This window comes from Flocculibacter collagenilyticus (assembly GCF_016469335.1).
In the GTDB taxonomy this organism is placed as follows: Bacteria; Pseudomonadota; Gammaproteobacteria; order Enterobacterales; family Alteromonadaceae; genus Flocculibacter; species Flocculibacter collagenilyticus.
In genome coordinates, this window is sequence record NZ_CP059888.1 from 3,123,957 (window position 1) to 3,146,091 (window position 22,135).

25 protein-coding genes and 2 pseudogenes are annotated in these 22,135 nt (G+C 40.5%); 5 read left to right on the top strand and 22 right to left on the bottom strand.

The window, feature by feature from the left end:
* Positions 1–344: 344 nt before the first annotated feature.
* The 3 genes from HUU81_RS13835 to HUU81_RS13845 form a co-directional block, all read right to left on the bottom strand.
* Positions 345–1,202, bottom strand: coding sequence for a TolB-like translocation protein (locus HUU81_RS13835; protein ID WP_233520508.1), 858 nt, complete (start codon positions 1,200–1,202; stop codon positions 345–347).
* Positions 1,203–1,304: 102 nt separating this feature from the next.
* Positions 1,305–1,916, bottom strand: a complete 612-nt coding sequence (locus HUU81_RS13840) for a GrpB family protein (protein WP_233520509.1) — start codon at positions 1,914–1,916, stop codon at positions 1,305–1,307.
* 105 nt (positions 1,917–2,021) lie between these two features.
* Entirely contained in the window at positions 2,022–2,291 is a 270-nt protein-coding gene (locus HUU81_RS13845) for a GNAT family N-acetyltransferase (RefSeq protein WP_199609525.1), read from the bottom strand.
* Positions 2,292–2,790: 499 nt separating this feature from the next.
* On the opposite strand from HUU81_RS13845, the gene HUU81_RS13850 reads away from it, so the two are divergent.
* On the top strand, positions 2,791–3,246 hold the full coding sequence (locus HUU81_RS13850) for a hypothetical protein (RefSeq protein ID WP_199609526.1): 456 nt from the start codon (positions 2,791–2,793) through the stop codon (positions 3,244–3,246).
* Positions 3,247–3,286: 40 nt separating this feature from the next.
* On the opposite strand, the gene HUU81_RS13855 is transcribed toward HUU81_RS13850, so the two are convergent.
* The 4 genes from HUU81_RS13855 to HUU81_RS13870 all read right to left on the bottom strand — a co-directional run bounded on the left by HUU81_RS13855 (position 3,287) and on the right by HUU81_RS13870 (position 5,670).
* Entirely contained in the window at positions 3,287–3,775 is a 489-nt protein-coding gene (locus tag HUU81_RS13855; RefSeq protein ID WP_199609527.1) for a DUF1579 domain-containing protein, read from the bottom strand.
* A gap of 196 nt (positions 3,776–3,971) precedes the next feature.
* A complete protein-coding gene (locus tag HUU81_RS13860) occupies positions 3,972–4,289 on the bottom strand; it encodes a hypothetical protein (protein ID WP_199609528.1) in 318 nt (105 codons plus the stop codon).
* A 439-nt stretch (positions 4,290–4,728) separates the two neighbouring features.
* Complete coding sequence (locus HUU81_RS13865) at positions 4,729–5,142, bottom strand: VOC family protein (protein ID WP_199609529.1); 414 nt, start codon at positions 5,140–5,142, stop codon at positions 4,729–4,731.
* 72 nt (positions 5,143–5,214) lie between these two features.
* Entirely contained in the window at positions 5,215–5,670 is a 456-nt protein-coding gene (locus HUU81_RS13870; protein WP_233520510.1) for a helix-turn-helix domain-containing protein, read from the bottom strand.
* Between the two features lie 98 nt (positions 5,671–5,768).
* Here HUU81_RS13870 and HUU81_RS13875 point away from each other — a divergent pair.
* Positions 5,769–6,278: pseudogene (locus HUU81_RS13875) on the top strand (hypothetical protein).
* A gap of 388 nt (positions 6,279–6,666) precedes the next feature.
* Here HUU81_RS13875 and HUU81_RS13880 read toward each other — a convergent pair.
* On the bottom strand, positions 6,667–7,893 hold the full coding sequence (locus tag HUU81_RS13880; RefSeq protein WP_199609530.1) for a hypothetical protein: 1,227 nt from the start codon (positions 7,891–7,893) through the stop codon (positions 6,667–6,669).
* A gap of 113 nt (positions 7,894–8,006) precedes the next feature.
* On the bottom strand, positions 8,007–8,324 hold the full coding sequence (locus HUU81_RS13885; protein WP_199609531.1) for a hypothetical protein: 318 nt from the start codon (positions 8,322–8,324) through the stop codon (positions 8,007–8,009).
* A gap of 204 nt (positions 8,325–8,528) precedes the next feature.
* Here HUU81_RS13885 and HUU81_RS13890 point away from each other — a divergent pair, with 204 nt between their 5' ends.
* The gene (locus HUU81_RS13890) at positions 8,529–9,443 is read left to right on the top strand and encodes a transposase (protein ID WP_199609532.1); all 915 of its coding nucleotides are present in this window, start codon (positions 8,529–8,531) and stop codon (positions 9,441–9,443) included.
* Positions 9,444–9,928: 485 nt separating this feature from the next.
* On the opposite strand, the gene HUU81_RS13895 is transcribed toward HUU81_RS13890, so the two are convergent.
* Positions 9,929–10,417 (bottom strand): GNAT family N-acetyltransferase, encoded by a 489-nt coding sequence (locus HUU81_RS13895; RefSeq protein ID WP_199609533.1) that lies wholly within the window; start codon positions 10,415–10,417, stop codon positions 9,929–9,931.
* Between the two features lie 123 nt (positions 10,418–10,540).
* Between HUU81_RS13895 and HUU81_RS13900 the strand changes: the two genes are divergently transcribed.
* Complete coding sequence (locus tag HUU81_RS13900; protein WP_199609534.1) at positions 10,541–11,695, top strand: IS110 family RNA-guided transposase; 1,155 nt, start codon at positions 10,541–10,543, stop codon at positions 11,693–11,695.
* A gap of 415 nt (positions 11,696–12,110) precedes the next feature.
* Here HUU81_RS13900 and HUU81_RS13905 read toward each other — a convergent pair whose 3' ends face one another.
* From HUU81_RS13905 to HUU81_RS13925, 5 genes are all read right to left on the bottom strand, one after another.
* Positions 12,111–12,722, bottom strand: a complete 612-nt coding sequence (locus HUU81_RS13905; protein ID WP_199609535.1) for an ankyrin repeat domain-containing protein — start codon at positions 12,720–12,722, stop codon at positions 12,111–12,113.
* A 118-nt stretch (positions 12,723–12,840) separates the two neighbouring features.
* A complete protein-coding gene (locus HUU81_RS13910) occupies positions 12,841–13,197 on the bottom strand; it encodes a hypothetical protein (RefSeq protein WP_199609536.1) in 357 nt (118 codons plus the stop codon).
* A gap of 119 nt (positions 13,198–13,316) precedes the next feature.
* Positions 13,317–13,682, bottom strand: a complete 366-nt coding sequence (locus HUU81_RS13915; RefSeq protein ID WP_199609537.1) for a hypothetical protein — start codon at positions 13,680–13,682, stop codon at positions 13,317–13,319.
* A 481-nt stretch (positions 13,683–14,163) separates the two neighbouring features.
* Positions 14,164–14,478 (bottom strand): hypothetical protein, encoded by a 315-nt coding sequence (locus HUU81_RS13920; RefSeq protein ID WP_199612135.1) that lies wholly within the window; start codon positions 14,476–14,478, stop codon positions 14,164–14,166.
* 65 nt (positions 14,479–14,543) lie between these two features.
* Positions 14,544–15,002, bottom strand: coding sequence for a hypothetical protein (locus tag HUU81_RS13925; RefSeq protein ID WP_199609538.1), 459 nt, complete (start codon positions 15,000–15,002; stop codon positions 14,544–14,546).
* A 251-nt stretch (positions 15,003–15,253) separates the two neighbouring features.
* Here HUU81_RS13925 and HUU81_RS17585 point away from each other — a divergent pair.
* Positions 15,254–15,550: pseudogene (locus HUU81_RS17585) on the top strand (site-specific integrase).
* On the opposite strand, the gene HUU81_RS13935 reads toward HUU81_RS17585, so the two are convergent.
* The 7 genes from HUU81_RS13935 to HUU81_RS13965 all read right to left on the bottom strand — a co-directional run bounded on the left by HUU81_RS13935 (position 15,521) and on the right by HUU81_RS13965 (position 22,104).
* Complete coding sequence (locus HUU81_RS13935) at positions 15,521–15,886, bottom strand: cupin domain-containing protein (protein WP_199609539.1); 366 nt, start codon at positions 15,884–15,886, stop codon at positions 15,521–15,523. The pseudogene HUU81_RS17585 and the gene HUU81_RS13935 sit on opposite strands and share 30 nt — an antisense overlap.
* A gap of 57 nt (positions 15,887–15,943) precedes the next feature.
* Positions 15,944–17,233 carry an amidohydrolase family protein gene (locus HUU81_RS13940; RefSeq protein ID WP_199609540.1) on the bottom strand — a complete coding sequence of 430 codons (1,290 nt, stop codon included), beginning with the start codon at positions 17,231–17,233 and terminating at the stop codon, positions 15,944–15,946.
* Positions 17,230–18,696 carry an amidohydrolase gene (locus tag HUU81_RS13945; protein WP_407644826.1) on the bottom strand — a complete coding sequence of 489 codons (1,467 nt, stop codon included), beginning with the start codon at positions 18,694–18,696 and terminating at the stop codon, positions 17,230–17,232. The genes HUU81_RS13940 and HUU81_RS13945 overlap by 4 nt, the downstream gene beginning before the upstream one ends.
* Before the next feature lie 150 nt (positions 18,697–18,846).
* Positions 18,847–19,845 carry an RNA polymerase sigma factor RpoS gene (gene rpoS, locus HUU81_RS13950; protein WP_233520511.1) on the bottom strand — a complete coding sequence of 333 codons (999 nt, stop codon included), beginning with the start codon at positions 19,843–19,845 and terminating at the stop codon, positions 18,847–18,849.
* Between the two features lie 85 nt (positions 19,846–19,930).
* Entirely contained in the window at positions 19,931–20,806 is an 876-nt protein-coding gene (locus HUU81_RS13955; RefSeq protein WP_199609541.1) for a peptidoglycan DD-metalloendopeptidase family protein, read from the bottom strand.
* 84 nt (positions 20,807–20,890) lie between these two features.
* Entirely contained in the window at positions 20,891–21,469 is a 579-nt protein-coding gene (locus HUU81_RS13960; RefSeq protein WP_199609542.1) for a YqaA family protein, read from the bottom strand.
* A complete protein-coding gene (locus tag HUU81_RS13965) occupies positions 21,466–22,104 on the bottom strand; it encodes a protein-L-isoaspartate(D-aspartate) O-methyltransferase (RefSeq protein WP_199609543.1) in 639 nt (212 codons plus the stop codon). Before HUU81_RS13965 ends, HUU81_RS13960 begins: the two co-directional genes overlap by 4 nt.
* Positions 22,105–22,135 lie beyond the last annotated feature (31 nt).

A 22,135-nucleotide genomic window follows, 5' to 3' on the forward strand; every position in this document is an offset into this window, starting at 1 on the left:
GTTTAATTCACTTTTTAATCGTTTTTAACTGCCAAACACTAACTAACTTTATGATTTGCTTCAAGCTAATAATTTGATGAGTAACGTATTTCGAATACATTTATTAATTGATGATCTAATTGTATAAGGTGGCGTTTTGTATTGTGCAATCCCAACATTACATTAACTCAACATCCGCCCTTCTTTTGGAAATATAGCAAAATCCTTCATGTTTAACCCTGATAGCTAACGACTTGTTAAGCAGCCCAAAAGGTGACGCTTAGCAGTGTAATACTCAGTACAGTAATACTCAGCACAGTAATACACTGACAAGCGATCCGTTTGGGTCACGCTGGAACAAATCGCTATATGGTTTTTTGCTTAGCTCTAAGAGCTTCAATAATGTCGGCACTTACCCAAAAAATATCTACGGTAGGTTCACCATTTGCAGATTTTTCCCGTCGATCAAAGAATAGAGCTTTTCCATCAGATGATACGCTCGGATAATTTTCGGCACTGGCGGTATTTATCTTGTCCCCCATGTTGATGGCTGGGCCCCATAAGCCATCCTTCTGTCTAAAGCTGATGTAAAGATCAGATGATCCATAACCACTTTCTCTTCTGCTATCCCAGATAATGTAAGATTCATCGGGCGCGATAAATGGGTGTGCATTATAACTGCCTTTCGCAAATTGTTGGCCTAACGACTTCGGCTGTTCATATTTACCGTCAATCAAGCGTGAATAACGCAAAGGACTATCCAAATTTTTGGTAAAAGTATCAAAATAATATGTGCCGTTAGAAGACACTGAAAGTCGCATAATGGCGATATTATCAAAAGGCGCACCTAGGCTTGTTAAGTTAGACCAACCATCATTAGTGCGCTCCATATATTCCTTTTGAAAGTAGAAAGTCATCCCATCCGGAGAAATCGATGGTTCACTTACGCCACGCTTAACAACCGACTCTTGCCATTGGCCATTGATATATTCAGTAACAGTCAGAGCATTAGCCTTGGATTGCTCACCCAGCGGCCTGCGGATGAAATAAAAGGCGTTCATATCCGGCGCGAACATGCCTTCAACTTCACGATTCTCTTTTGTGTTAACAATCCCAGGGGCAAATACTTCTGGCGTTGAGCCTGGCAAAGCTTGTCCAAGATAGGGGGCTTTAATAGCAGATAATCCGTCTTTACTATGTGCGGTGCTACTTATCGCAAGCATAGAAAGTGTCAAAATAGTTGAAGTGCAAATATGTTTCATAATTTATCCTTATTGTGAAATAAGCGAATTATTTAACTGCCAGATTGAAATCCGCGTATTAATTTAACGCCTTACTATTTGGCGCGAAAATGTTTGACTAAAATTAGCGACGAAAGAGCACAAGCCAAGCGTTTTGCGTCCTTTCGAGTAACTTAACAGTTGCCAAACCAACTTATCGCTAATTTTTTCATGCTCTTGAATAAAGTTATTCTTCAATGACATATATAGAAAGCTATCATTATTACATTCTTGGGCTGCGTGCCTTTTAATACTGTCATATTCAATTAAAGCTTCCGGATGAGCAATTAGATATTCTTTAAAGGCTCTGTGACGGACTAAATTTTCATCCTCAGATAGAAATGCATGAACATGATGAGTTCGCATATTCCCACCTTTCTGAAAGTATCGCCTTCCTTCTATACCATTCTCGCCTTTTGCTTCGTATCCAATGGTTTTAAGGCTTTTATTTCTTTCATCTAAAGCTTTAAGGCAGGAAACTTCGATTAAGATATCGATTATAGGTTTTGCACTTAGACCGATAATAGCAGTACTGCCAATATGCTCAATCTTTAGAGCTGCATTACCAATAGCTGCATTTAATAGCACTTTTTCTTCAATAAATTTAGCTGCCCATCGAGGATCGTAATTTATAACTTCAATTTTTCGCAGACTCACAATACTTCCTTTGGCTACTAACTTCCAAGTATGGGCAAAAACACAATACAATAATCACGAAGCAGCATTGTGTTTTGTCCCTGTGCGCACGCCATTATTTGCTTGCTATACACAATTTGGATTAATGAGAGACGTTAAAATGTGATCTTCCCACGCACCCGCTATTTTTAGGTACTTTAGCGCAAGACCTTCCTTTCTGAAGCCTAAGCACTGTAGCAGCATATCTGAACGATGGTTTGATGGCATGTAATTAGCCATTATTCGATGTAGCTTTAGTTTGGAAAAAGCATACTCTATGGCATATGAACAAAGCTCGCGAGCGACACCTTTACCTTCAAACTCTTTTGATACGCCATAGCCCATGTAACAAGCCATATACAATTTTGCTTAATTCACAATGGCCTATGATTTTGTGGTCTGATACAAAAACAAATAAAGTTGATGATGTTGTATTTAAAATTTTATAGATGCGCTCAAAACAGCACTTTTCCGAATAAAAGGCAGGTTCCCTTATTGGTTCCCACGGCTCAAAATGTGTTTTATTGGCTGTAAGGTATTGGGAGAGGCCAAGAGCATCTGTTAATTCTATAGTTCTTATCATGTTTACTCATTTTTGTTTAACGCATGGCTCAGCCAGAATTTCCGTTGAAGACGCTTGTACATCGCTTTTATTTACACTTGCACACGTAATTCTGAACTTTCTTATAACACAGTTTTCTTTCCAGTCATCGCACTCAAAATAGATATCCGAATCATCGGCATAATAAATCTCCACTCTTTGTTACATAATAACCTAATATGAAACACTTTCTTTGTGGCTTATCATTTTCTACCTGCATATGCTGTCATGACAGAAGAGTAAAAGGAATGCCAGATGTTTGTCAGCTTATTTGTTAAGAGTGAGAAGTTTGATGGAATAAGACCAATCAATATTTATTTCATGAGATTGATATACGTATTGATGTTCTTTGTGCTTGGAATGGATGTCTGGGGGCATTTGTTATCCAACGCTAATCCGTGGGGCGAAGAAGAAGCGGTTGCATGGAGCGTTTGGGGAGCATTTTCATTATTAGCTTTTGTAGGTTTGTTTAGAACAGTTGAGATGATTCCAATATTACTTTTAGAAATTCTCTACAAAGTGATATGGCTTACTATTTTTGCATTTCCTCTAATGCAAAAGGGCACTTTGGAAGGATCTGGTAGCGAAGAAACAGTATTTGCATTTCTTTTGGTTGTGTTACCGATTCTGGCGATGCCATGGGGGTATGTGTACAAAAAATATATCTTGGGCAAAAAGTCGTATAGTGCCCAGCAACCAAAAACCACCTAACACCTTGATAATTAGAAAAATTTTAGCTGCTTACAGCATACTAATTTTTAGGAGTGAATTCCATTAACCAATTAGTTTCCCAAGTCTCTCCGTTATCCTTGGAAAACGCCTGTTCCCATGTGGGTTTTGTAGGGTTAGTTGAATTCCAAAGAAATCTTACTTTAATTGGAGTGCCATTGTAGACTTCATCCGCGTAGAATTGTCCAATCCCTTTGGAGAATTTCCCAACAACTGGCGTATCTAGTGCATTAGGGTTTCGACCATCTAGCCACCAGATAGACCACTCACCTGTTTCAGAGTTATATGAACGAATCGCTTTTGCTCTTACTGACGAATCTGGGAAATTAAGTTGGACATCTTCGATGTTTCCATAACCACCAAGAGTATTAACTGTTGAAGATAGCCCATTAAACTCAATCCACTCTTCACCGCCGTTTAGTATATCTTTTAAGCGGCGATGCTTTACATTCCAATCACCTATTATGAAGTCAAAATCTTGCGGCGCATTCGGTTCTAAATCCAGTAACATATTACTACCTTGTTTATTGTCTTAATTTTAAAACACAATAACACATAAACTGTATATTTATACAGTTATATTTTATTAATTGCGTATTTTTAGGTGATTAACTATGGCTTAAACGATACAAACACTTAGGCGATAATAGCGAAGCGTCCCTCGGCTTGTGTCCGCAACGAGAGTAGCGAGACGTTTAAAACTGTTGTTATGTTTCATTTGACGAGCGATTCTCAGCGAACTTACCAGAAATTGTTTGCCCCTGTAATTTGTTAGCATACCAGTAGTAAAATGGAAAACCTAAGGTCCCACTAATAAGCCCACCTACAGCAGAAAAAATTGGAGCCAACAACAGCCCAAGAACCCCTTGGATTAACTGACCAAATTGAACCCCAGAAAAAAGCATAAAAATAGACATAAAAATGCCACCGCCAAATCCAAGCGTAGCTGAAATTTTTAAAATTGATACAAAGTCTAGTTGAGTTCTAAAAGTCCTTTTCATTACTGGCCCTTGAAATATAGACATAATGACTCCCCACGAAAGTGCTGTTCTCCAATTCATCGTGAATTAGCTGAAAGCCAGATCCATAATGAATAAGCTATTTCGACTTGATTAGACACCCCATAGGTGCGCAATAATTTAAGCAATGAATTGAATCGTTTACACCTTAAATGAGCCTTTAACTAACTGGGTTCATGAGCCATCACCTTGACTAGCACCAGATTAAGGGTAACCGATGAATGTCTAGTGGCCCTAAACAATTGCTGTATTAACCGATTTAGGCAGCGATGAGCTCGCAATAAGAGAGCCTCAATATGTGTTTGCCGTAAACGATTTTAACAGCTACCCGACATAGCGAAGTTGAATAGATTTAAAAGATTGCTAAAACAAATTAGCTGCTTAAAAGCAGCTAAAAAGAATCGTTATGCTTACTTGACCCGAGAAGGTTCATATGTGTTATATTTTATTTTTTTCGTTGAACTAAGCTAAACCAGTTGCCAGAGTTGTCTATGCCCATAGCTTCGACGCCATAAAGCTGGTTCGTAGGTGGCTGGATAAATTCCACTCCTTTAGCCACAAGCTCTTCGTACGTTTTTTGGCAATTTTCAGTTTCGAAAACGCCCGCTCCAAATGCGCCTTCTTCGATTAAACTTCGTATTTTTTCGGCAGAGTCTTTGGTGAACATCGGTCCCTCTTTTGGCTCTGCCAATACCAGCTGAAGCTGTGATTTAGATTTCGGATATACAGTTAGCCATCGAAAACCTCCTTCCACTTTCATGTCATCACCGACCTCGAAACCGAGCTTGTTTTTATAAAAGTCAAGAGCTTCGTCCTGATCAAGTACGTATATTGTTGAATGCGCTATGGATGTGATCATCTATATATTCCCAGTTGTTAATTCCATCTTTATTTTATAGGAATAATCAAAGTGATATTTCTCCAATATTGCTCAATTGGCCAATTTTCCCAAAAAATGGTAGGCATAACATGCCGGTATAGCCTGCGAGGGAAAACGGTACGCTTCAGTAGACAAAGCCCAAAGCCTACGACGATATAAAGTAGGTGCCACACCAACTTGTTTTAAAAACAATGAAGAAAAGCTACCAAGGCTTGTGTAACCCACTTTCTCGCAAATTTCTGAGACACTAAAATTTTCCGTAATAAGCATTTTCTTAGCTTGTTCAACTCTAAGCCTAATCAAGAATTCGTTCGGCGTTTCTCCATAAATATCCTTGAAAACACGCAAAAAGTGATAAGGAGACATATTGGAGTACTTTGCTATATCGGATAGGCTGAGCGGTGCTTGATAATTATCAGCAATATAATCCCTGCCAGCATTCAACCTTTTAAATTTATAGTTCGTAGCCATAAAAAATATTTCTTGATCCAAGTAAAGTATAGACATAGTGACTCCCCACGAGAGTGCTGCTCTCCAATTCATCGTGGATTAGCTGAAAGCCAGAGCCATAATTAGTTTGTTAAAGACTAAAAAAGGAGATCAACATAAATAAACATAACATACTTTTTATTGGTTTGGATACGCATAAAGAATTGTAGAAGTTACGTACATAGAAGACCAACGAGGCGCTAAACCTGTTCATTTTGGGCGAATATCTTCAGCAAAATCAGCAATTAAAAAGTTAGCTCGTCAGTTTGAATCTAAATACCCGAGCACTACTTTACATTTCGTTTATGAAGCGGGCCCTTGCGGCTATTGGGTTTATTGGGTTTATTGTTTACTAACGAGTTTAGGGCATTGCTGTTATGTCGTTGCACCGCCACTTATCCCCAAAACGCCAAGAAGAGTTACCCAAAGAGATAGTGGATATTGCTTGGCAAGCGTAATTAAGGCTTTGTCGCAGATACCAAAGATTCATGCAGAAAGGTAAACATTACAATGTCGCGGTGACCGCTATCGCCAGAGAAATGATTGCGTACATTTGGGCAATATCGAGAGAAATTGTATTAAGCCCTGTAAACCTCAAACTACGTATTGCAAGGTTTCCAGTATAAGATGAACACTGTTTTTGAGTTAACGCATTTAGGTCAAGCATCGGGTGTGACACAACCACCGAGGGCGTTAGGATGGCATTGATTAGAAATAATCTCTGAACCACGAACATAGACTGAAGATAGGTGTCACGACGGAATAAGTAAGGTAGGCGCTGCTTATTGAAAGATGAGTAATCCACGGATACCAGCATGATAACCGACGAAATTTCTTGCTTCATCTAATGTGTTAACTCAACTTAAATTGAGAGCAAATCGACTAATTAGGCTTATAAAAAAATAAGAGGGAACGGTGTTTTTTACTTGACGTGGAGAGTCATACCAACGCCACGCTCTGCGGTAAGTTTGAAGCGCAGCGGAAAACTTGTTCGACAGCAGCGCCTTGTTAACTTCACCTCGGTGTGTGGTAGAGCATAACCGCCAGCTTCACCACTCTATTTCTATCACCATCAAGATGGAACTCGTAGTTAAACCAAGTTTCATCTTTTTCATCAACGTACTTGAGGAAATTAGAGTGCTTTGGAGAAGCCTCTTTAGCTGTATCGACCACGCTGCTGAAATCTTTGTTTGGTACAAACATAATCACAGCTGCCTTTGAATCTCTCCACGTCAGATAACCTAAAAGCTGATCTATTGTGGACAAGAAGCTTTTCTCACCTTTCCAAAACTTGCACTCACCAATAAACACATTGGAGCCTTCATGCCTCAGTAAAATATCGGTTTTACCAGTTTTGTTGAATGTTTCCCCAGTAGCAGAGCCTTCAAAATTTGGCTCCAATATCATTAAAAAGTGATCTCGAAGATGCTCTTCTTCTTTGCCAGCGTATAAACTAGGCAGCCGCTCAAATTCTTTACCGACGTCGTGGATTAATTTCAATATATCGACATATGTAGACTGATCAAGGCTTGGCTCTGGCGTAAAGCCAGCTTCCTTTACACTTGGCTTATTTAAAATTGGTTTTTTTCGTTTCTGAGGAGTAGGAACAGAAAATGTTTCCGGTGGTGCAGCCGATTTCTTTATTGGAACGCCTAATGACGCTAGCACTCCAGAGCTTTTTTGAATTCTCTGCTTTCGTGAGTTAAATGCATTGCGAACATGCTGCTCTAAGCTAGAATTAGCACGTTCTACTTCAATTCTCACATTTTCATATTGTTGCAGGATACTTCTTATGTTGTCGTCCTTTCTGCGAACAATTTCATCCGCATTGTCTCTGAAGTTGATTATTTCAAAACAAAATTCATTTCGATCAATCTCTATCTCCATAGACCACATTATTCTGGAACTAGGAATACAATGAAGTAACTGAATATTGCCACTTATTGGAACATGAAACTTAATTACATCCTTTTTATAGGACTTTCCTGAATAAACATGGAAATCCCGATGGAAATGCTCGGCTGGTATCATTTTCTCGCTTGAAGAAGCGTAAATATCGTCAACGTGAATTTCTAGATTTTCGACGGTCGCTTCTGATACCTTATGAGCGACATAATCGTCTTCATTGACGTTTAGAATGTAATCATCCTTTTCGGATTCGATAGAGTGAGATACATTAACTTTACTTTCCTCAAGAAAACCCCTTAGCTCTCTTTCCCCGAATACTCTACTTCTTCTCATATTTCCCTAATTCTCCAAGAAAGCTAACGCCTCGTTAAGAGGCAAAAAATTGTTGGCTAAAATTAGCGACGAAGAAGCAAAAGCCAACTGTTTTTTGTCCTTTTAAACGACTGTTATGCGGCAGTCCAGCTAATCTCATTAGTCAATTTGCACGAGTCACTTGTCGACAAAAAACTATGCCAATTTTTGTCATCACCAAAAACATATATATCAACTAAACGCTGAAGGCTTACTTCAATATCTTTAGCTTGGAACTGTTCTATTTTTAACAACGATGCAAAATCTGGAAAACTTATAGCTTTCCATTTTTGACCGAAAGGCTGTTCAATAAAATACGTATCAATTGATTCGTTATTTTTACCTATAACTCTAGCTTGAAGTTTTGTTGCTGGCTTATCACCAACAGCTTTTGATATTTCTAGTTTAAACATTTTCACATCCTTGATATTTGAAGATTGATTTGACGCATAACGTCCTCAATAAACGGTACAAACTTGTTGGCTATAATTGCGAGGCACGAGCCTTAGCCAGCAAGTTTGTGTCCGGTTGATTGGATTGATACTTATTGAACCTTCTCCCCGAAGTTTAGCGAACAGCTAAACTTCAAGGCGACCAAACCAAAAGGAGAAAGCTCAATGAAATTCTATACTACTTTCAACAAATATTATTGTGGAATTGACCTTCATGCACGCATTTTATACGTTTGCATTCTTGATGAGCGTGGCAGTAAGCTTGTTCATCAGAAAATAAAAGCCGATAAACATGAATTACTTAAACTGATTTTACCTTATCTTGAAGATATTGTTGTTGGTGTTGAATGCATGCATTGCTGGTATTGGGTCAGTGATTTATGTGCCGAGCATAATATCGATTTTGTACTTGGTCATGCGCTGTACATGAAAGCCATTCACGGTGGTAAAGCCAAAAACGATAAGATTGATTCTTATAAAATTGCTAGCCTATTGCGTGGAGGCAACTATCCGCCTCTTGAACTGCATATGAAAAACAAATGTGTTCGCCAAGAGTTTCAAACGCGTTTTGACGACCAAGCTGTTCAACGCAATGTCAATTTTGATTTAGCCATCCTCGATGCCTACGCCGAGGAACTTAAAAAGCTTGAATACTATTTAGAGAGTAAAGCTAAAAAACATCAACCAAACTATTACGCACAGCTACGTACTATACCCGGCATTGGTCTCATTCTAGCGATGACTATCTTGTATGAAATTGGTGACATTAATCGATTTGAGTCTGTACAAAAGTTTTCGTCTTATTGTCGGCTTGTAAAGTGTAAAGCGGAATCTGCTGGCAAAACTTATGGCACTAGCGGCAACAAGATTGGCAATGGTCACTTAAAATGGGCGTTCAGTGAAGCCGCAGTGCTTTATTTACGTGGAAACGACAAAGCAAGGCGTTATTTAAACAAGCTACAAAAACGTATGAGTAAAGCCAAAGCATTATCTGTGCTTGCTCATAAGCTTGGTCGTTGTGTTTATTTTATGTTGAAAAACAAAACGGTATTTGATGGTGAACGATTTTTAAAAAGTTAAGTCGCACAATGGGATGAGCTCTATACCTAACTAGATAGCCATGAACAACCATGTACTATTTGTGTTTAAGTCAGCAAAAGCTGAACGTTACAGGTAAGTATTGTCGAAGTAATAAGCTATTTGGCCTTGATTAGACACCCCATTGGTGCGCATTAATTTAAGCAATGCATTAAATCGTTTACACCTTAGCTGAGCCTTTAACTAACTGGACGAAAGAGCCATCCCCTTGAGTAGTGCCAGACTAAGGTTAACCGATAAATGTCTAGTGCCCCTAAACGACAGCTGTATCGACTGATTTAGGCAGCGATGAGCTCGCAATAAGAGAGCCTCAATATGTGTTTGCCGTAAACGATTTTAACGGCTACCCGACATAGCGAAGTTGAATAGATTTAAAACATTGCTAAAACAAATTAGCTGCTTAAAAGCAGCTAAAAAGAATCGTTATGCTTACTTGACCCGAGAAGGTTCATATGTGTTAATTACTCTTACACACCAACAACTTCACTTCGTCTTTCCATAAGCACAACGTCTCGCCAAATACCTTTCATTTTTCCAAGTTTGTCGCGAGTACCCAGTTGGCGAAATCCATTTTTTTCATGTAGAGCAATACTGCTATGATTTTCAGGGAAAATTCCAGCTTGTAACATCCAAATATTTTGAGCTTCTGACTCTGAAATTAATTGTGCCAATAGCTTTTGACCAAGGCCTTTACCTTGAGCCTGTTCTGCAACATATACACTAACCTCAGCTACACCCGAGTATACTTGGCGACTTGAAATAGGAGAAAGACCAGCCCAACCCACAACTTGTGTGTTTTCGACTGCAACAAGGCGACAAATATCCAACATTGAACTATTCCACTCCTCCCACGTTTTTGCTTGCTCTTGAAAAGTGGCGTTACCTGTATCAATCCCTTGTTGATAAATATGTTGAACTGTGGAGAAATCTTTTTCATCAAAATTTCGAATAATCACCAAACCTCCATGGGAAACTAAACATAATGACTCCCACACGGTGCTAGCCTCCGCATCGTCGTGGATTAGCTTAAAGCCAGAGCCATAATTAGTTTATCAAATAACTAAACAGCAGAGGCTAATATGACTAAACATAACATACTTTTCATTGGATTAGATACTCATAAAGCGTTTGTTGAAGTGGCTTACATTGAAGATAATTGTGGTGCGCAACCCATCCACTTTGGTCGCATCTCTTCTGCCAAGATAGCCATAAAAAAGCTCATCAGGAAATTTGAATCTAAATATCCTCATGCAACGCTTCATTTTGTCTATGAAACGGGGCCTTGTGGCTACTGGATTTACCGACTCATAACCTCGCTTGGACATTGCTGTTACGTTGTAGCGCCCTCTTTAATCCCGAAAAAGCCAGGTGAACGTATTAAAACTGATAAACGAGATGCACTTAAACTAGCTAAATTGCTCAAGTCTGAGGATTTAACCCCTATTTATGTACCTGAGCCTGAAGACGAAGCCATTCGTGATTTATCACGTGCTCGGGAAGTCGCGATGAAAGACTTAAAAGATGCTAAGTACCAACTAAAAGCACTGTTGCTTCGCAATAATATTAATTATACAGGTACTGCTAATTGGTCATTTAAACATTTACGCTGGTTGACGGAGATAGTCTTGCCCCATCCAGCGCAGCAAATCGTACTACAGGAATATCTTCAAACCATAAACGAACGACTGGCTCGACTTAAAAGGTTAGACAATGAACTCGAACACCATGTTAAATCTTGGCGCTACTATCCTGTTGTAAAAGCGATCCAAGCCATGAGAGGTGTGAGGCTACTTGTTGCTGCAGGAGTGATAGCAGAGCTAGGTGATTTAACACGCTTTGACCACCCTAGAAAATTAATGAGCTACTTAGGCTTGGTTCCGTCAGAGCACTCCAGCGGTGGAAAGCGAAATATTGGCGCTATCACCAAATGCGGGAATGGCCGAGCCCGAAGACTATTAGTCGAAGGCGCTCATTCATACCGATACCAAGCGGTCATCACAACGGCATTGCAAAAACGCCAAGAAGGGTTACCCAAAGACATTGTCGATATAGCTTGGCAAGCGCAATTAAGGCTCTGTCGTCGATACCAACAATTATTACACAAAGGTAAACATTACAATGTCGCGGTGACCGCTATCGCCAGAGAAATGATTGCGTACATTTGGGCAATATCACGCGAAGTTGTATTAAGCCCTGTAAACCCCAAACTACGCATTGCAAGGGTTCCAGCATAAAATGAACACTGTTTTTGAGTTAACGCATTTAGGTCAAGCATCGGGTGTGACACAACCACCGAGGGCGTTAGGATGGCATTGATTAGCAATAATCTCTGAACCACGAACATAGACTGAAGATAGGTGTCACGACGGAATAAGTAAGGTAGGCGCTGCTTATTGAAAGATGAGTAATCCACGGATACCAGCATGATAACCGACGAAATTACTTGCTTCATCTAATGTGTTAACTCAACTTAAATTGAGAGCAAACCGACTAATTAGGCTTATAAAAAAATAAGAGGGAACGGTGTTTTTTACTTGACGTGGAGAGTCATACCAACGCTAAGCTAACGGGCAGTGACGTGGCGGCATAATCGCGAAGCGCCGCTGCGTTACTGTCCCAGTGAACGAAGTGAACGTGTTAAGCGCCTTGTTATGTGCCATCGATGCTTGATAAATACTGAGATGCTTTTTTATGGTTCTGTAGTTTTGCTAAATCTAGTGCCGTAAGTCCTTTAGCCCAAGGAAGTTTACATTTAGCCTTAATATCTGCTCCGGCTTCGACTAGAATTTTTAATGCTGAAATATGGTTGTTTCTGGCAGCAAGCATCAAAGCAGTTTGCTCAGAATTTTGTGGTCCATCGATATCGGCACCAGCTTGAATGAGAGCTTCGATTACTTCTGGTTTGCAGTCACCAACAGCAAACTTTAACGCTGTCATTTCATCATCCTCTCGAACATAATTAACATTAGCTCCATGCTCTATAAGCTTTAAAGCAACTCTAGAACCTTTAACTTTACCACTACTGCATGCTGTCATTAGGGGCGTCATATCCAAGCCATCTGTCTTATCGATGTCAACGCCGATACTGAGTAAATAATCAACGCACTTTGTAAGCCCAAGATATGCTGAACTTGATAGAGCTGTTTTATTAAAATTTGGCTCAGTATGATTAATATTTACCGAATTCTCTTTAATGAGTAACTTAGCAGTTTTTAAATCGTTGTTTACGATTGCAGTATAAAATTCTTGATCAACTGACATTTAATTTATTCTTCCTATGAAATACTTTGCTGCTGGCACATAACGCTTAACATATGGGGATTTTAGGAGCGCTTTTGGCCGAAGGCCAGCGAGTAAAATTCCCACCATGATGTTTTTGTTAGGCATACGGTTTCAACTTTTTGAGTTTTGCAACCTGCCACGAAAGTACGACCATTAGTAACGAAGTTATTAGCCATGCACCAATTGTTGGACTACCAAGTATTGTTTTTAAAATAGGAAGTAGAACTGCGCTAAAAAGCCCAATAGTTACAACCCAACTCTGTTTAGTGTAAAGACCAATTAAGCACATAAGAGCCAACAATGAAGTAATTAACTCTGGTGCAAAGTATTGAAAAGAACCGATGAGATCAATATTAATTGCTGCTGCAAAGTTAAACACCCAAAGGTACGGTATAGCAACACACCAAATAAGTACGATTAAAGTTAATATTTTCAACGAAACTGGATGCTTCAATTTAGTATGCCTAACGCCCGCCTCAGCGCGCACGCAAGTTGGAGCGGATTTGTGTAGAATGCAGCGCAGCGGAATGGACACAAAGCCGCGGAAGCTTGCGTGTCCGCTGGAGGCGCTTGTTAGGCAACACTTTCTGGTCCACCAACTTTGCCACTTGAATCAAAACCACTCTCAAATATGCCAATGACATTTTGTACTGCTTCGTCAAGTCGATCCTGATTACACCAATATTCAGTGATTGTACCGTATGATTGATAGACAGATAAATTGAAACCATCCTCTATGTCGTTATACCAAAGTACCTGATTTCCAAATATAGCGACTACCCAAAAACCACCACCTAATTCACCATAACTTGGCTCTTGCCACTTTGCAGGATCAACTTTGATGATTTCCCAGTATTTTCTCTGCTTTAATGTCATACGATCCCATGCATAATTTATGAGATCCCATAGCTCTAGCTCAGACAGCGGTTTCCAACTCATGTGTTTTCACTTCTTTTTGCCTAACGCTTCGAATATGCGGCGCGCGCTGTTTGCGCGTCGGCCATGATTTGTTTGTTAGCTGTGATTTTAAAAGTCATTATTTGACAAGTCTTCAGAATTGTATGTATTAAGGTTAGTCAAATTTACCTTTTTGAGTACTCTTAAGAGCGCTAGTACTGCAAACAATAAAGCGAATACAAAGTAGAAAATGGTAATAAGCTCAAAGCCTTGGAAATCTACACAAACTTCTGGACCACCCTTGCTAATAGGATAGCATCCATTTCGCGGTAAACTTACATAGGTGCCATATGTAAAAAACAAACTTATTCCAAGGTAAATTATTGATAAAAACATTTCAAATACCTTCTAGCAGCTAACTTTTACTTAACGGGCAATAACATGGGGCTATAATCGCGAAGCGGCCCCATGTTATTGTCCCAGCCCGCACCTGCGGGCGTGTTTAAGTTGTTGTTAAGTGCCATTACTCCCACTCAATTTCACCTTTCTTCCACTCCGCTTTTTCAGCTTTTCTGTATGCTTCCCAGCCACGCGGAAGAGTTGAGAATTGACCAATAAATGGAAACTTTTTGTATAAACAACCTAAGCAAACAACCATACCATCATCTGGATCATTAGTGGTGTCGCACAACACTTGCCAATCACCTTCATCATCATGAAGGATTGCTAATATAGGTTTAGACTGCTCCATTACAAACTTGGTCGTTATAGCTAACTGATTTTGACTGCACTGAAATGGCCAGCAATCTATGTCATGGTTGTGGTCAGATGTTTCCATTGGCACTTAACGCCCGCGTAATAGGCGCGAGCTTGCGAGCGTCCTGATTGACGCGTTTGTTATGTTCATTTGACCTGCAAATCCTTCCTAGCTAGCTCTATCATGGATGTAAGGCATTTACTTGTGGCATCAAGATCTTCTTGTAGATAAAGCACCCAAGAGTTGTCTTGGCCGGCCTCAGAGGATTCTTTTTTATAAAGTTTAAGGCAGTCAATAGCCTCCGGTGACAGATAAAAAGCGCCCACATCCATCGCTCTATAAATTTCCGCTTCAGCCGCACGCGATTTTGCTCTTAGCTCTTTATCCTCTTCATCAGATAGTTCTCGACCGCGGCACGTTGCCTCCAAATTCTCCTCCGCGAAAGCTTTGGCATCATGAATTACACCAAGTAGATTCGAATATGCCTGCGCTTTCTTTTCCCACCACTTTTCAGTTCGAAATCTCTTCAGAGATAAATGCACCGTAATCCATGAGCTTAATCCGGCAATAGCCACACCAGACAAGATTTTTAGAAATATTTCCATTTATAGTGATCTCTAACTATAGAACATAACAATTTATTGGATCCCATTTTGGGGTGATTAAACACCCCAAAATGGGAAATAATATTCATGTGTGTTTTTACCACGGCTACAACCTATATGCAATAAGCTCTCTAGAGCTGTATGTTTTTTAGATGTTGCAAAAGGACATTTTGTCGTATATCTGCTGTTATTTGACATTATCACTACAACTGTATATAAAGCCAGTGTCAAATCAACAGGGAATGTTATTAATGAAATCACCATTTTTGCAATATATTTCAGAATATATGTACGGAAGAAAATACGCTAAACGAACAATTGAAAGTTACACAAGAGTCATTGCCTCTTACATTCGTTTCCATAATATGCAGCATCCTTCAGCTATGGGAGACAATGAAGTTTAAGCATATTTAAGCTACTTAATCCATAAGAAGGGTGTTGCCGCCCAAACTCAAGCCCTAGCACTAAATGCCTTAAGTTTTTTATATCGAGATATTTCCATATCACTGTTAAGGCGGTCAAATCCATATATCTGTTTCAGCCGTTAACTCGCTACTTGCATCTCCTGTATTAATAACCCCTTTGGGTTCAATAATCATTATTTTGCATGCTTGTTCGGCAATAGGCTTATGCTCAACACCCTTAGGTATAACGTACATTTCACCTGCTACTAATGTTACTTTGCCATCTCTAAAATGAATATCTAATGTACCTTCAAGTACCATAAACACTTCGTCGGTATCTTCATGTTGATGCCATACAAATTCCCCTTCAACTTTTACCAATTTAAATTGGTAGTCGTTCATGGCTGCTATCACTTTTGGTGACCACGTTTCATTAAATTTAGTAAACTTTTCTTCAAAATTGATTGGTTGGTAGTTCATAACTTTTCTTTTTAAGAAGGTATAAAAAAGGCCACTTAAGTAGTGGCCATAAAGTTGTTAATTAGGTTTTATATATTGATGCGTTTTATCCACGTTCAATTTTAAATAGCGGTCTCGTAACTTGGTTTGACGAGAGCTCATTTCAATGGCTTTGCCGTTAATAATTACGTGCTCAGCAGCTTCCATGACTTCTAGCGGGTCACCTGACCACACTACCAAATTAGCGCGTTTGCCACTTTCAATTGTGCCAACCTCGTTATCAATACCATAAATTTTTGCAGGCACTGTTGTTAGTGATGCTAGTGCACCATGCCACGATAAGCCGTTAGCAACGGCATTGGCTGCACTTTGTGGTGCTAAGCGAATGTTATGAGTGTCGATGCCGATTGCAACCGCAACGCCCGCTTTTTCTAACCTGCCAGCGGTGGCCTGAGTCGCACCTAGTGACTCAAAGCTATACGGTAGGTTAGATTCAGGGCTTAAAATCACTGATATGCTAGCTGCCGCTAATTCTTCTGCTACACGCCATGCTTCATCAGCACCTACTAGTGTGATGTTTAAATTCTTAAACTGTTTTTTTAGCGCTAGTATTTGACGTATATCACTGGCGCGATCAGCTTTAACGAGCAGTGGCATTTTACCTGTTACTACTGGTGCTAATGCGTTTAAGTCTGCTTTGCTCCACTCTCCGTGCCATTCTGCACTGGGTGCTAGCATTTGGTTTTTCATATTATCGGTAACATAGCTAGCTTCGGTTAGTGCACTAACTAACTTCACCCATAGCGCTGCACGGCTTCCGCCATTCGCATCTGCTCCGTTATTTGTTACATCCAGTGCCATAAATGCTTTAGCTTTGGTCACTAAGTTGGCTTCATCACCTAACGAAATAACCGCACCTTGTCCGTAAAATAGTTTAGCGCCGTACTGCATTGCGGTAGCTGCATGGGTAAAACCTTCAATGCGCGTAATATCAATTAAGCTAGAATCAGGGTTTACTGCATACGATACATCTAACGCTGCGCTGTAGTTTGCGTCTTTTACTGAAGCATCTACTGTGCCCGCAGATAGGTCTACTTCTACTAATCCTAATGCTGTGTACGCCCCCATAAAGCCAGGCGTAACAACTTTACCGTTAGCATTTATAACGCGGTAGCTATCAGGAATGTCTAGTTGCTGGCCTACCGCGGTAATTTTGTCGTTATTAATTAAGACCGTGGTATTTTTCATTGCCGTTTGGCTTGTCATGGTATAAACCGTGCCGCCCACAATCGCTATTTTCTCGGCCCCTGCTTGATAAGATGCTGACGCTAATGCCGTAACGATACTGGCTAATAATATGTTTCTCATTTTATGTCTCCTTCACCAGTTTGCCCTACTTCAAAATCGCTAACAGGCCAAGTATCTTTATTATTACGATCGAACACTAATGCGCCATCAACATATACTTTTTCAGCTTGGGTGTAGCTAGAAAATGGATCGTTATTCCACAGTACTACATCGGCATTTTTGCCGACTTCTAATGAACCCGTTTGGTCGAATATGCCCAGCGATTTTGCCGGATTAGCAGAAAGCCATTGCCACGCATCTGCTTTGCTAATATCGATACCTGCACGGCGGCCATCAGAAAGTGCTTTTGCGGCTTCTTGGTTTAAGCGTTGAATGCCAATGTCACTGTCAGAATGCACAATGGCACACGCGCCAGCTTGATGCACCATTGGAATATTTTCTCTTACGCCGTCATACGCTTCCATTTTAAAGCCCCACCAATCTGCCCACATTGACGAGCACACGCCTTCTTGTGCTAATTTGTCAGCAATTTTGTATGACTCTACTGCATGGTGAAAGCTACCAATTTGGTAGTTAAACTCTTTCATCACATCTAACATGGTGCCCATATCATCGGCACGGTAACAATGCATATGCACAATAATGTCACCAGCCAACACACCTGCTAATGTTTCAAGCTCTAGGTTACGCTTGGGTGGTTTTGCATTTTTGTCTTTTTTCGCGTCGTTATAATACTTATCCCAACTACGTTGATAGTCTTGTGCGTCTGCCCATGCTTGTCGATAACCAGCAACATTACCCATTCGTGTTGATGGGCCTGATTTTTTACCATAAACGCGTTTTGGGTTTTCACCGCACGCCATTTTTAAACCGTAAGGTGCGCCTGGAAACTTCATGTCTTGTACCACTCTGCCGGGTACATTTTTTACCGTAACTGAACGCCCACCAACTAAGTTAGCTGAGCCCGGTAAGATTTGCATTGCGGTTACGCCACCAGCAACTGCACGTCTAAAACCGGGATCTTGTGGCCAAATAGAATGCTCTGCCCACACTGCCGCCGTTACGGGTTTTGTCATCTCGTTGCCGTCAGCATGAGAATGCGCATCTGGCGTGGCATAAACGCCTAAATGACTGTGCACATCAATAATACCGGGTGTTACCCACTTACCTGCACCATTGATTGTTTGTACTTTTTCACCCGCCTTTAATTGCGTAATTTCGTCGTTCATATCAGCAATCGCGACCACTTTTCCGTCGCGCATTAATAATTGACCGCGCTCTATTTTGCCGCCTATACCATCTAAAATAGTCACATTCGTAATTAACGTAGGTTGGCTAGGTAACGACTTATATTGACTTGGGAAGGGATCAGGATTTACCTGTACTAGCTCGATTTTATTGGCTTGTTGAGCACTGTTATTTGCAGTACATGCGATTAACGAACTAGCCGCTATCATCGCCAAGCCTGCTGTCGCTAATTTGGACGGACGGAACCTAAACATAACACCTCTTATTTTAATCATTTATTGGTACCCATTAACTCAGGTAACTGTCTTATAATCGAAAAAAAACCTGAACAATATCTTACATTGTTCAGGTTTCTGTGAAAACGTTACACTTAAAGTTATTCAAGTGTTTATATGCTATAGCAATTAAGGCGGGCGCATCACCCTTTATTGCTGAAACAACGACTCTATATTTAGCCCTTCATGCGTCACAATATCTTTAAGGCGGCGCAATGCTTCTACCTGAATTTGTCGTACACGTTCGCGTGTTAAACCAATTTCTTTACCAACATCTTCAAGGGTAGATTGTTCGTAGCCTAATAAGCCAAAGCGTCTAGCTAGCACTTCTCGTTGCTTAGGGTTTAGCTCTTCTAGCCAATGCACAATACTATGTTTAATATCGTCATCTTGTAGCTTAAGCTCTGGTCCCATGCCTTTTTCGTCTGCAATCACATCAAGTAGCGCTTTGTCTGAATCCCCCCCAATCGGCATATCCACCGATGAAATTTTTTCATTAAGACGAAGCATTTTGCTAACTTCTTCTACGGGGCGATCTAATTTTTCAGCGATTTCTTCAGCAGTGGGCTCGTGATCAAGTTGCTGTGCAAGTTCGCGGGCTGTGCGTAAGTATACATTTAGCTCTTTTACCACATGAATCGGCAAGCGAATGGTGCGTGTTTGATTCATGATCGCACGCTCAATAGTTTGCCTAATCCACCATGTTGCATATGTGGAGAAGCGGAAACCGCGTTCTGGATCAAATTTTTCAACCGCGCGAATTAAGCCTAAATTGCCTTCTTCAATTAAATCTAGCAATGCTAAACCACGGTTGTTATAACGGCGGGCAATTTTAACAACCAATCTTAGGTTGCTTTCAATCATACGTTTGCGGGAAGCTTCATCGCCTTTTAAGGCTTTGCGAGCATAAAATACTTCTTCTTCAGCAGAAAGTAAGGGAGAAAAGCCTATTTCGCCTAGATAAAGCTGGGTGGCGTCGAGGGTCTTCTGTACGTCTTCTTTTTTGAATACGTCATCCTCAGTGTCGGCGCTACTTTCTGCCGTTTTGTTGATGGTAGGAGGGTCATTCTCATCTAAGTCAATGAGTGGCTCAATCTTATCATCAGTCGAATACTCTACCATGTTCTCTGGATTTTGTACCTGTACCATAGTTTTTCTCCCAATAACCAAAACGACAACAATTTGTCTTTAATTAATACTTTCCTGAGTAACTACATCCTATTGATCTAAATAACTAACGTTTCGGCAAATACTTCAAAGGATTGACGGATTTGCCTCGGTATCTAATTTCAAAATGCAACCTTGTACTGGCTGCATCGGTACTTCCCATATCTGCGATATGTTGTCCTGCTTTAATTTGCGCTTTTTCACCAACCAATAATTTAGCGTTATGTGCGTAGGCGCTTAAATAATCATCATTATGTTTAATAATGATTAAGTTACCATAACCTCTTAATGCGCTTCCTGCGTATACTACTTTTCCATCGGCAGCGGCCAAAATTTGTTGACCTTTTCTTCCTGAAATATCGATTCCTTTATTACCACTTTCACTATTAGAAAATGGCGATATCACCTTGCCTTTAGTTGGCCAAATCCAACTTCTAATCTTGTTTGACTTTGATTTAGTTGGCTTTTTATCTGGTACTGAATTTACAGGCTTACTATGACCATACTCCCCTCTTTTTGTATCCGCAAGTTTTTTTTGATTATTTTTTGAGCTAACATTTGTACTCCCACTTGGGGCAGTAGCTTTTTTATTTACGCTTGGTCTTTGAGTATGGATTTGTTTTTTTTGATTTTTTTTCTGGGCGTATTGTGCTGCACTTTTGGTGGTTAAGTTCAGTACTTGCCCGGGATAAATTCGGTAAGGTTTATTGATGCGATTAATCGCCGCTAAGTGTCGAAAGTCAACACCTGCCCGCCACGCAATTGAAAAGAGTGTTTCACCTTTTTTTACTACATATTTATCGCTGCGAATCGAATTTTTCTTTCGAGTAATATTCGCTTCAGAACCTGACGAAACAGCAACCACTGGCGCAGGAGTATGGCGTTGCGAGCATGACGCTAACAGTATGACTAACACAATAAGTATGCTGTAGTGTTTTATCACGCTATGCAAACTCCCAAACAATGACTTCTACTCATCAGGTTCTATCGTTTTTTCTTTACGATATTTCACCAACTTAAAGTTAGGCTATCGGTAAATCAAAAAGGCGACTACCGCCAATATAATTACACTCCAACCAATCACATCAACGTAACGTCTTAACTTATGTTCCATTTCAGCTCCGCCCCAACGCATTAAACCTGCCACTAAAAAGAAGCGTAAACCGCGGCTCACAAACGATGCAACAATAAACGGAATAAACAACATATTCAGCAAGCCTGCGCTTACTGTAAATAATTTATACGGAATAGGTGTAAAACCTGCTAAAAACACCACCCAAATTCCCCACTCGGTAAACCAAGCAAGAATGGTGTCGAACTTATCAGTGTAACCAAAGCTTTCTATCATCGGTGCGACAACTGGCTCGAATAAGGCATATCCCAACAAATAGCCTACTGCGCCACCCAGCACAGAAGCAACGGTGGTTAATAGTGCATAGTGCCAAGCGCGATGCGGCTTAGCGAGCGACATAGGAGCCAGCATCACATCGGGTGGAATGGGAAAGAAAACAGACTCCGCAAATGTTAGGCCTGATAAGTAAGCAGGGGCATGTCTATGCTTTGCCCAACGTAACGCTAAATCATACAAATAGGTGAACAACTTCACTTTAATTCTCCTGGTACTAACGGCACAAACCTAACTGATTCTACCTGTGTACTTTTAAATTTATTGCCTTCGCGTGTAATCACTTCAAGCACCTGAACATCAGCCCCAACGGGGATCACTAACCTGCCACCTTCCGCCAATTGTTGTAATAATGCCTCAGGCACGGTAGGTGGAGCGGCGGTAACAATGATGGCATCAAATGGCGCTTTTGACTCCCACCCCTGCCAGCCATCGCCATATTTAGTTGAAATGTTATATAAATCGAGCTGCTTTAATCTACGCTTTGCCTGAAACTGCAATGTTTGAATGCGCTCGATACTGCAAACGTGTTCAACTAGTTGCGCTAATATAGCGGTTTGATAGCCTGATCCCGTGCCCACTTCAAGCACGTTCTTTTTCGGCCCATCTTCAAGTAACAGTTCAGTCATTCTTGCTACAATGTAGGGTTGTGACAGTGTTTGCCCTTGTCCTATTGGCAATGCCGTATTCTCATACGCTTTATGCGTGAGCGTTTGCGGTAAAAATATGTGCCTAGGCGTATTAGCGATAGCGCGTAATACGTGACGGTTTTTTATACCTTCTCGTTCCAGCAGTTGGGCAAGCTGCTCAGGACTCCTAGGGGAGTTATTATTCATGGGCGAATTCCATTTTTATTCAATCGCAAGG

What these genes read in the sequence shown, in the direction of transcription:
- HUU81_RS13835 (WP_233520508.1), bottom strand. Translation starts at nt 1,202, where the DNA reads ATGCTTGCGATAAGTAGCACCGCACATAGTAAAGACGGATTATCTGCT.
- HUU81_RS13845 (WP_199609525.1), bottom strand. Translation starts at nt 2,291, where the DNA reads ATGGCTTGTTACATGGGCTATGGCGTATCAAAAGAGTTTGAAGGTAAA.
- HUU81_RS13850 (WP_199609526.1), top strand. Translation starts at nt 2,791, where the DNA reads ATGTTTGTCAGCTTATTTGTTAAGAGTGAGAAGTTTGATGGAATAAGA.
- HUU81_RS13855 (WP_199609527.1), bottom strand. Translation starts at nt 3,775, where the DNA reads ATGTTACTGGATTTAGAACCGAATGCGCCGCAAGATTTTGACTTCATA.
- HUU81_RS13860 (WP_199609528.1), bottom strand. Translation starts at nt 4,289, where the DNA reads ATGTCTATATTTCAAGGGCCAGTAATGAAAAGGACTTTTAGAACTCAA.
- HUU81_RS13865 (WP_199609529.1), bottom strand. Translation starts at nt 5,142, where the DNA reads ATGATCACATCCATAGCGCATTCAACAATATACGTACTTGATCAGGAC.
- HUU81_RS13870 (WP_233520510.1), bottom strand. Translation starts at nt 5,670, where the DNA reads ATGTCTATACTTTACTTGGATCAAGAAATATTTTTTATGGCTACGAAC.
- HUU81_RS13880 (WP_199609530.1), bottom strand. Translation starts at nt 7,893, where the DNA reads ATGAGAAGAAGTAGAGTATTCGGGGAAAGAGAGCTAAGGGGTTTTCTT.
- HUU81_RS13885 (WP_199609531.1), bottom strand. Translation starts at nt 8,324, where the DNA reads ATGTTTAAACTAGAAATATCAAAAGCTGTTGGTGATAAGCCAGCAACA.
- HUU81_RS13890 (WP_199609532.1), top strand. Translation starts at nt 8,529, where the DNA reads ATGAAATTCTATACTACTTTCAACAAATATTATTGTGGAATTGACCTT.
- HUU81_RS13900 (WP_199609534.1), top strand. Translation starts at nt 10,541, where the DNA reads ATGACTAAACATAACATACTTTTCATTGGATTAGATACTCATAAAGCG.
- HUU81_RS13905 (WP_199609535.1), bottom strand. Translation starts at nt 12,722, where the DNA reads ATGTCAGTTGATCAAGAATTTTATACTGCAATCGTAAACAACGATTTA.
- HUU81_RS13915 (WP_199609537.1), bottom strand. Translation starts at nt 13,682, where the DNA reads ATGAGTTGGAAACCGCTGTCTGAGCTAGAGCTATGGGATCTCATAAAT.
- HUU81_RS13920 (WP_199612135.1), bottom strand. Translation starts at nt 14,478, where the DNA reads ATGGAAACATCTGACCACAACCATGACATAGATTGCTGGCCATTTCAG.
- HUU81_RS13925 (WP_199609538.1), bottom strand. Translation starts at nt 15,002, where the DNA reads ATGGAAATATTTCTAAAAATCTTGTCTGGTGTGGCTATTGCCGGATTA.
- HUU81_RS13935 (WP_199609539.1), bottom strand. Translation starts at nt 15,886, where the DNA reads ATGAACTACCAACCAATCAATTTTGAAGAAAAGTTTACTAAATTTAAT.
- HUU81_RS13940 (WP_199609540.1), bottom strand. Translation starts at nt 17,233, where the DNA reads ATGAGAAACATATTATTAGCCAGTATCGTTACGGCATTAGCGTCAGCA.
- HUU81_RS13945 (WP_407644826.1), bottom strand. Translation starts at nt 18,696, where the DNA reads ATGATTAAAATAAGAGGTGTTATGTTTAGGTTCCGTCCGTCCAAATTA.
- rpoS (WP_233520511.1), bottom strand. Translation starts at nt 19,845, where the DNA reads ATGGTACAGGTACAAAATCCAGAGAACATGGTAGAGTATTCGACTGAT.
- HUU81_RS13965 (WP_199609543.1), bottom strand. Translation starts at nt 22,104, where the DNA reads ATGAATAATAACTCCCCTAGGAGTCCTGAGCAGCTTGCCCAACTGCTG.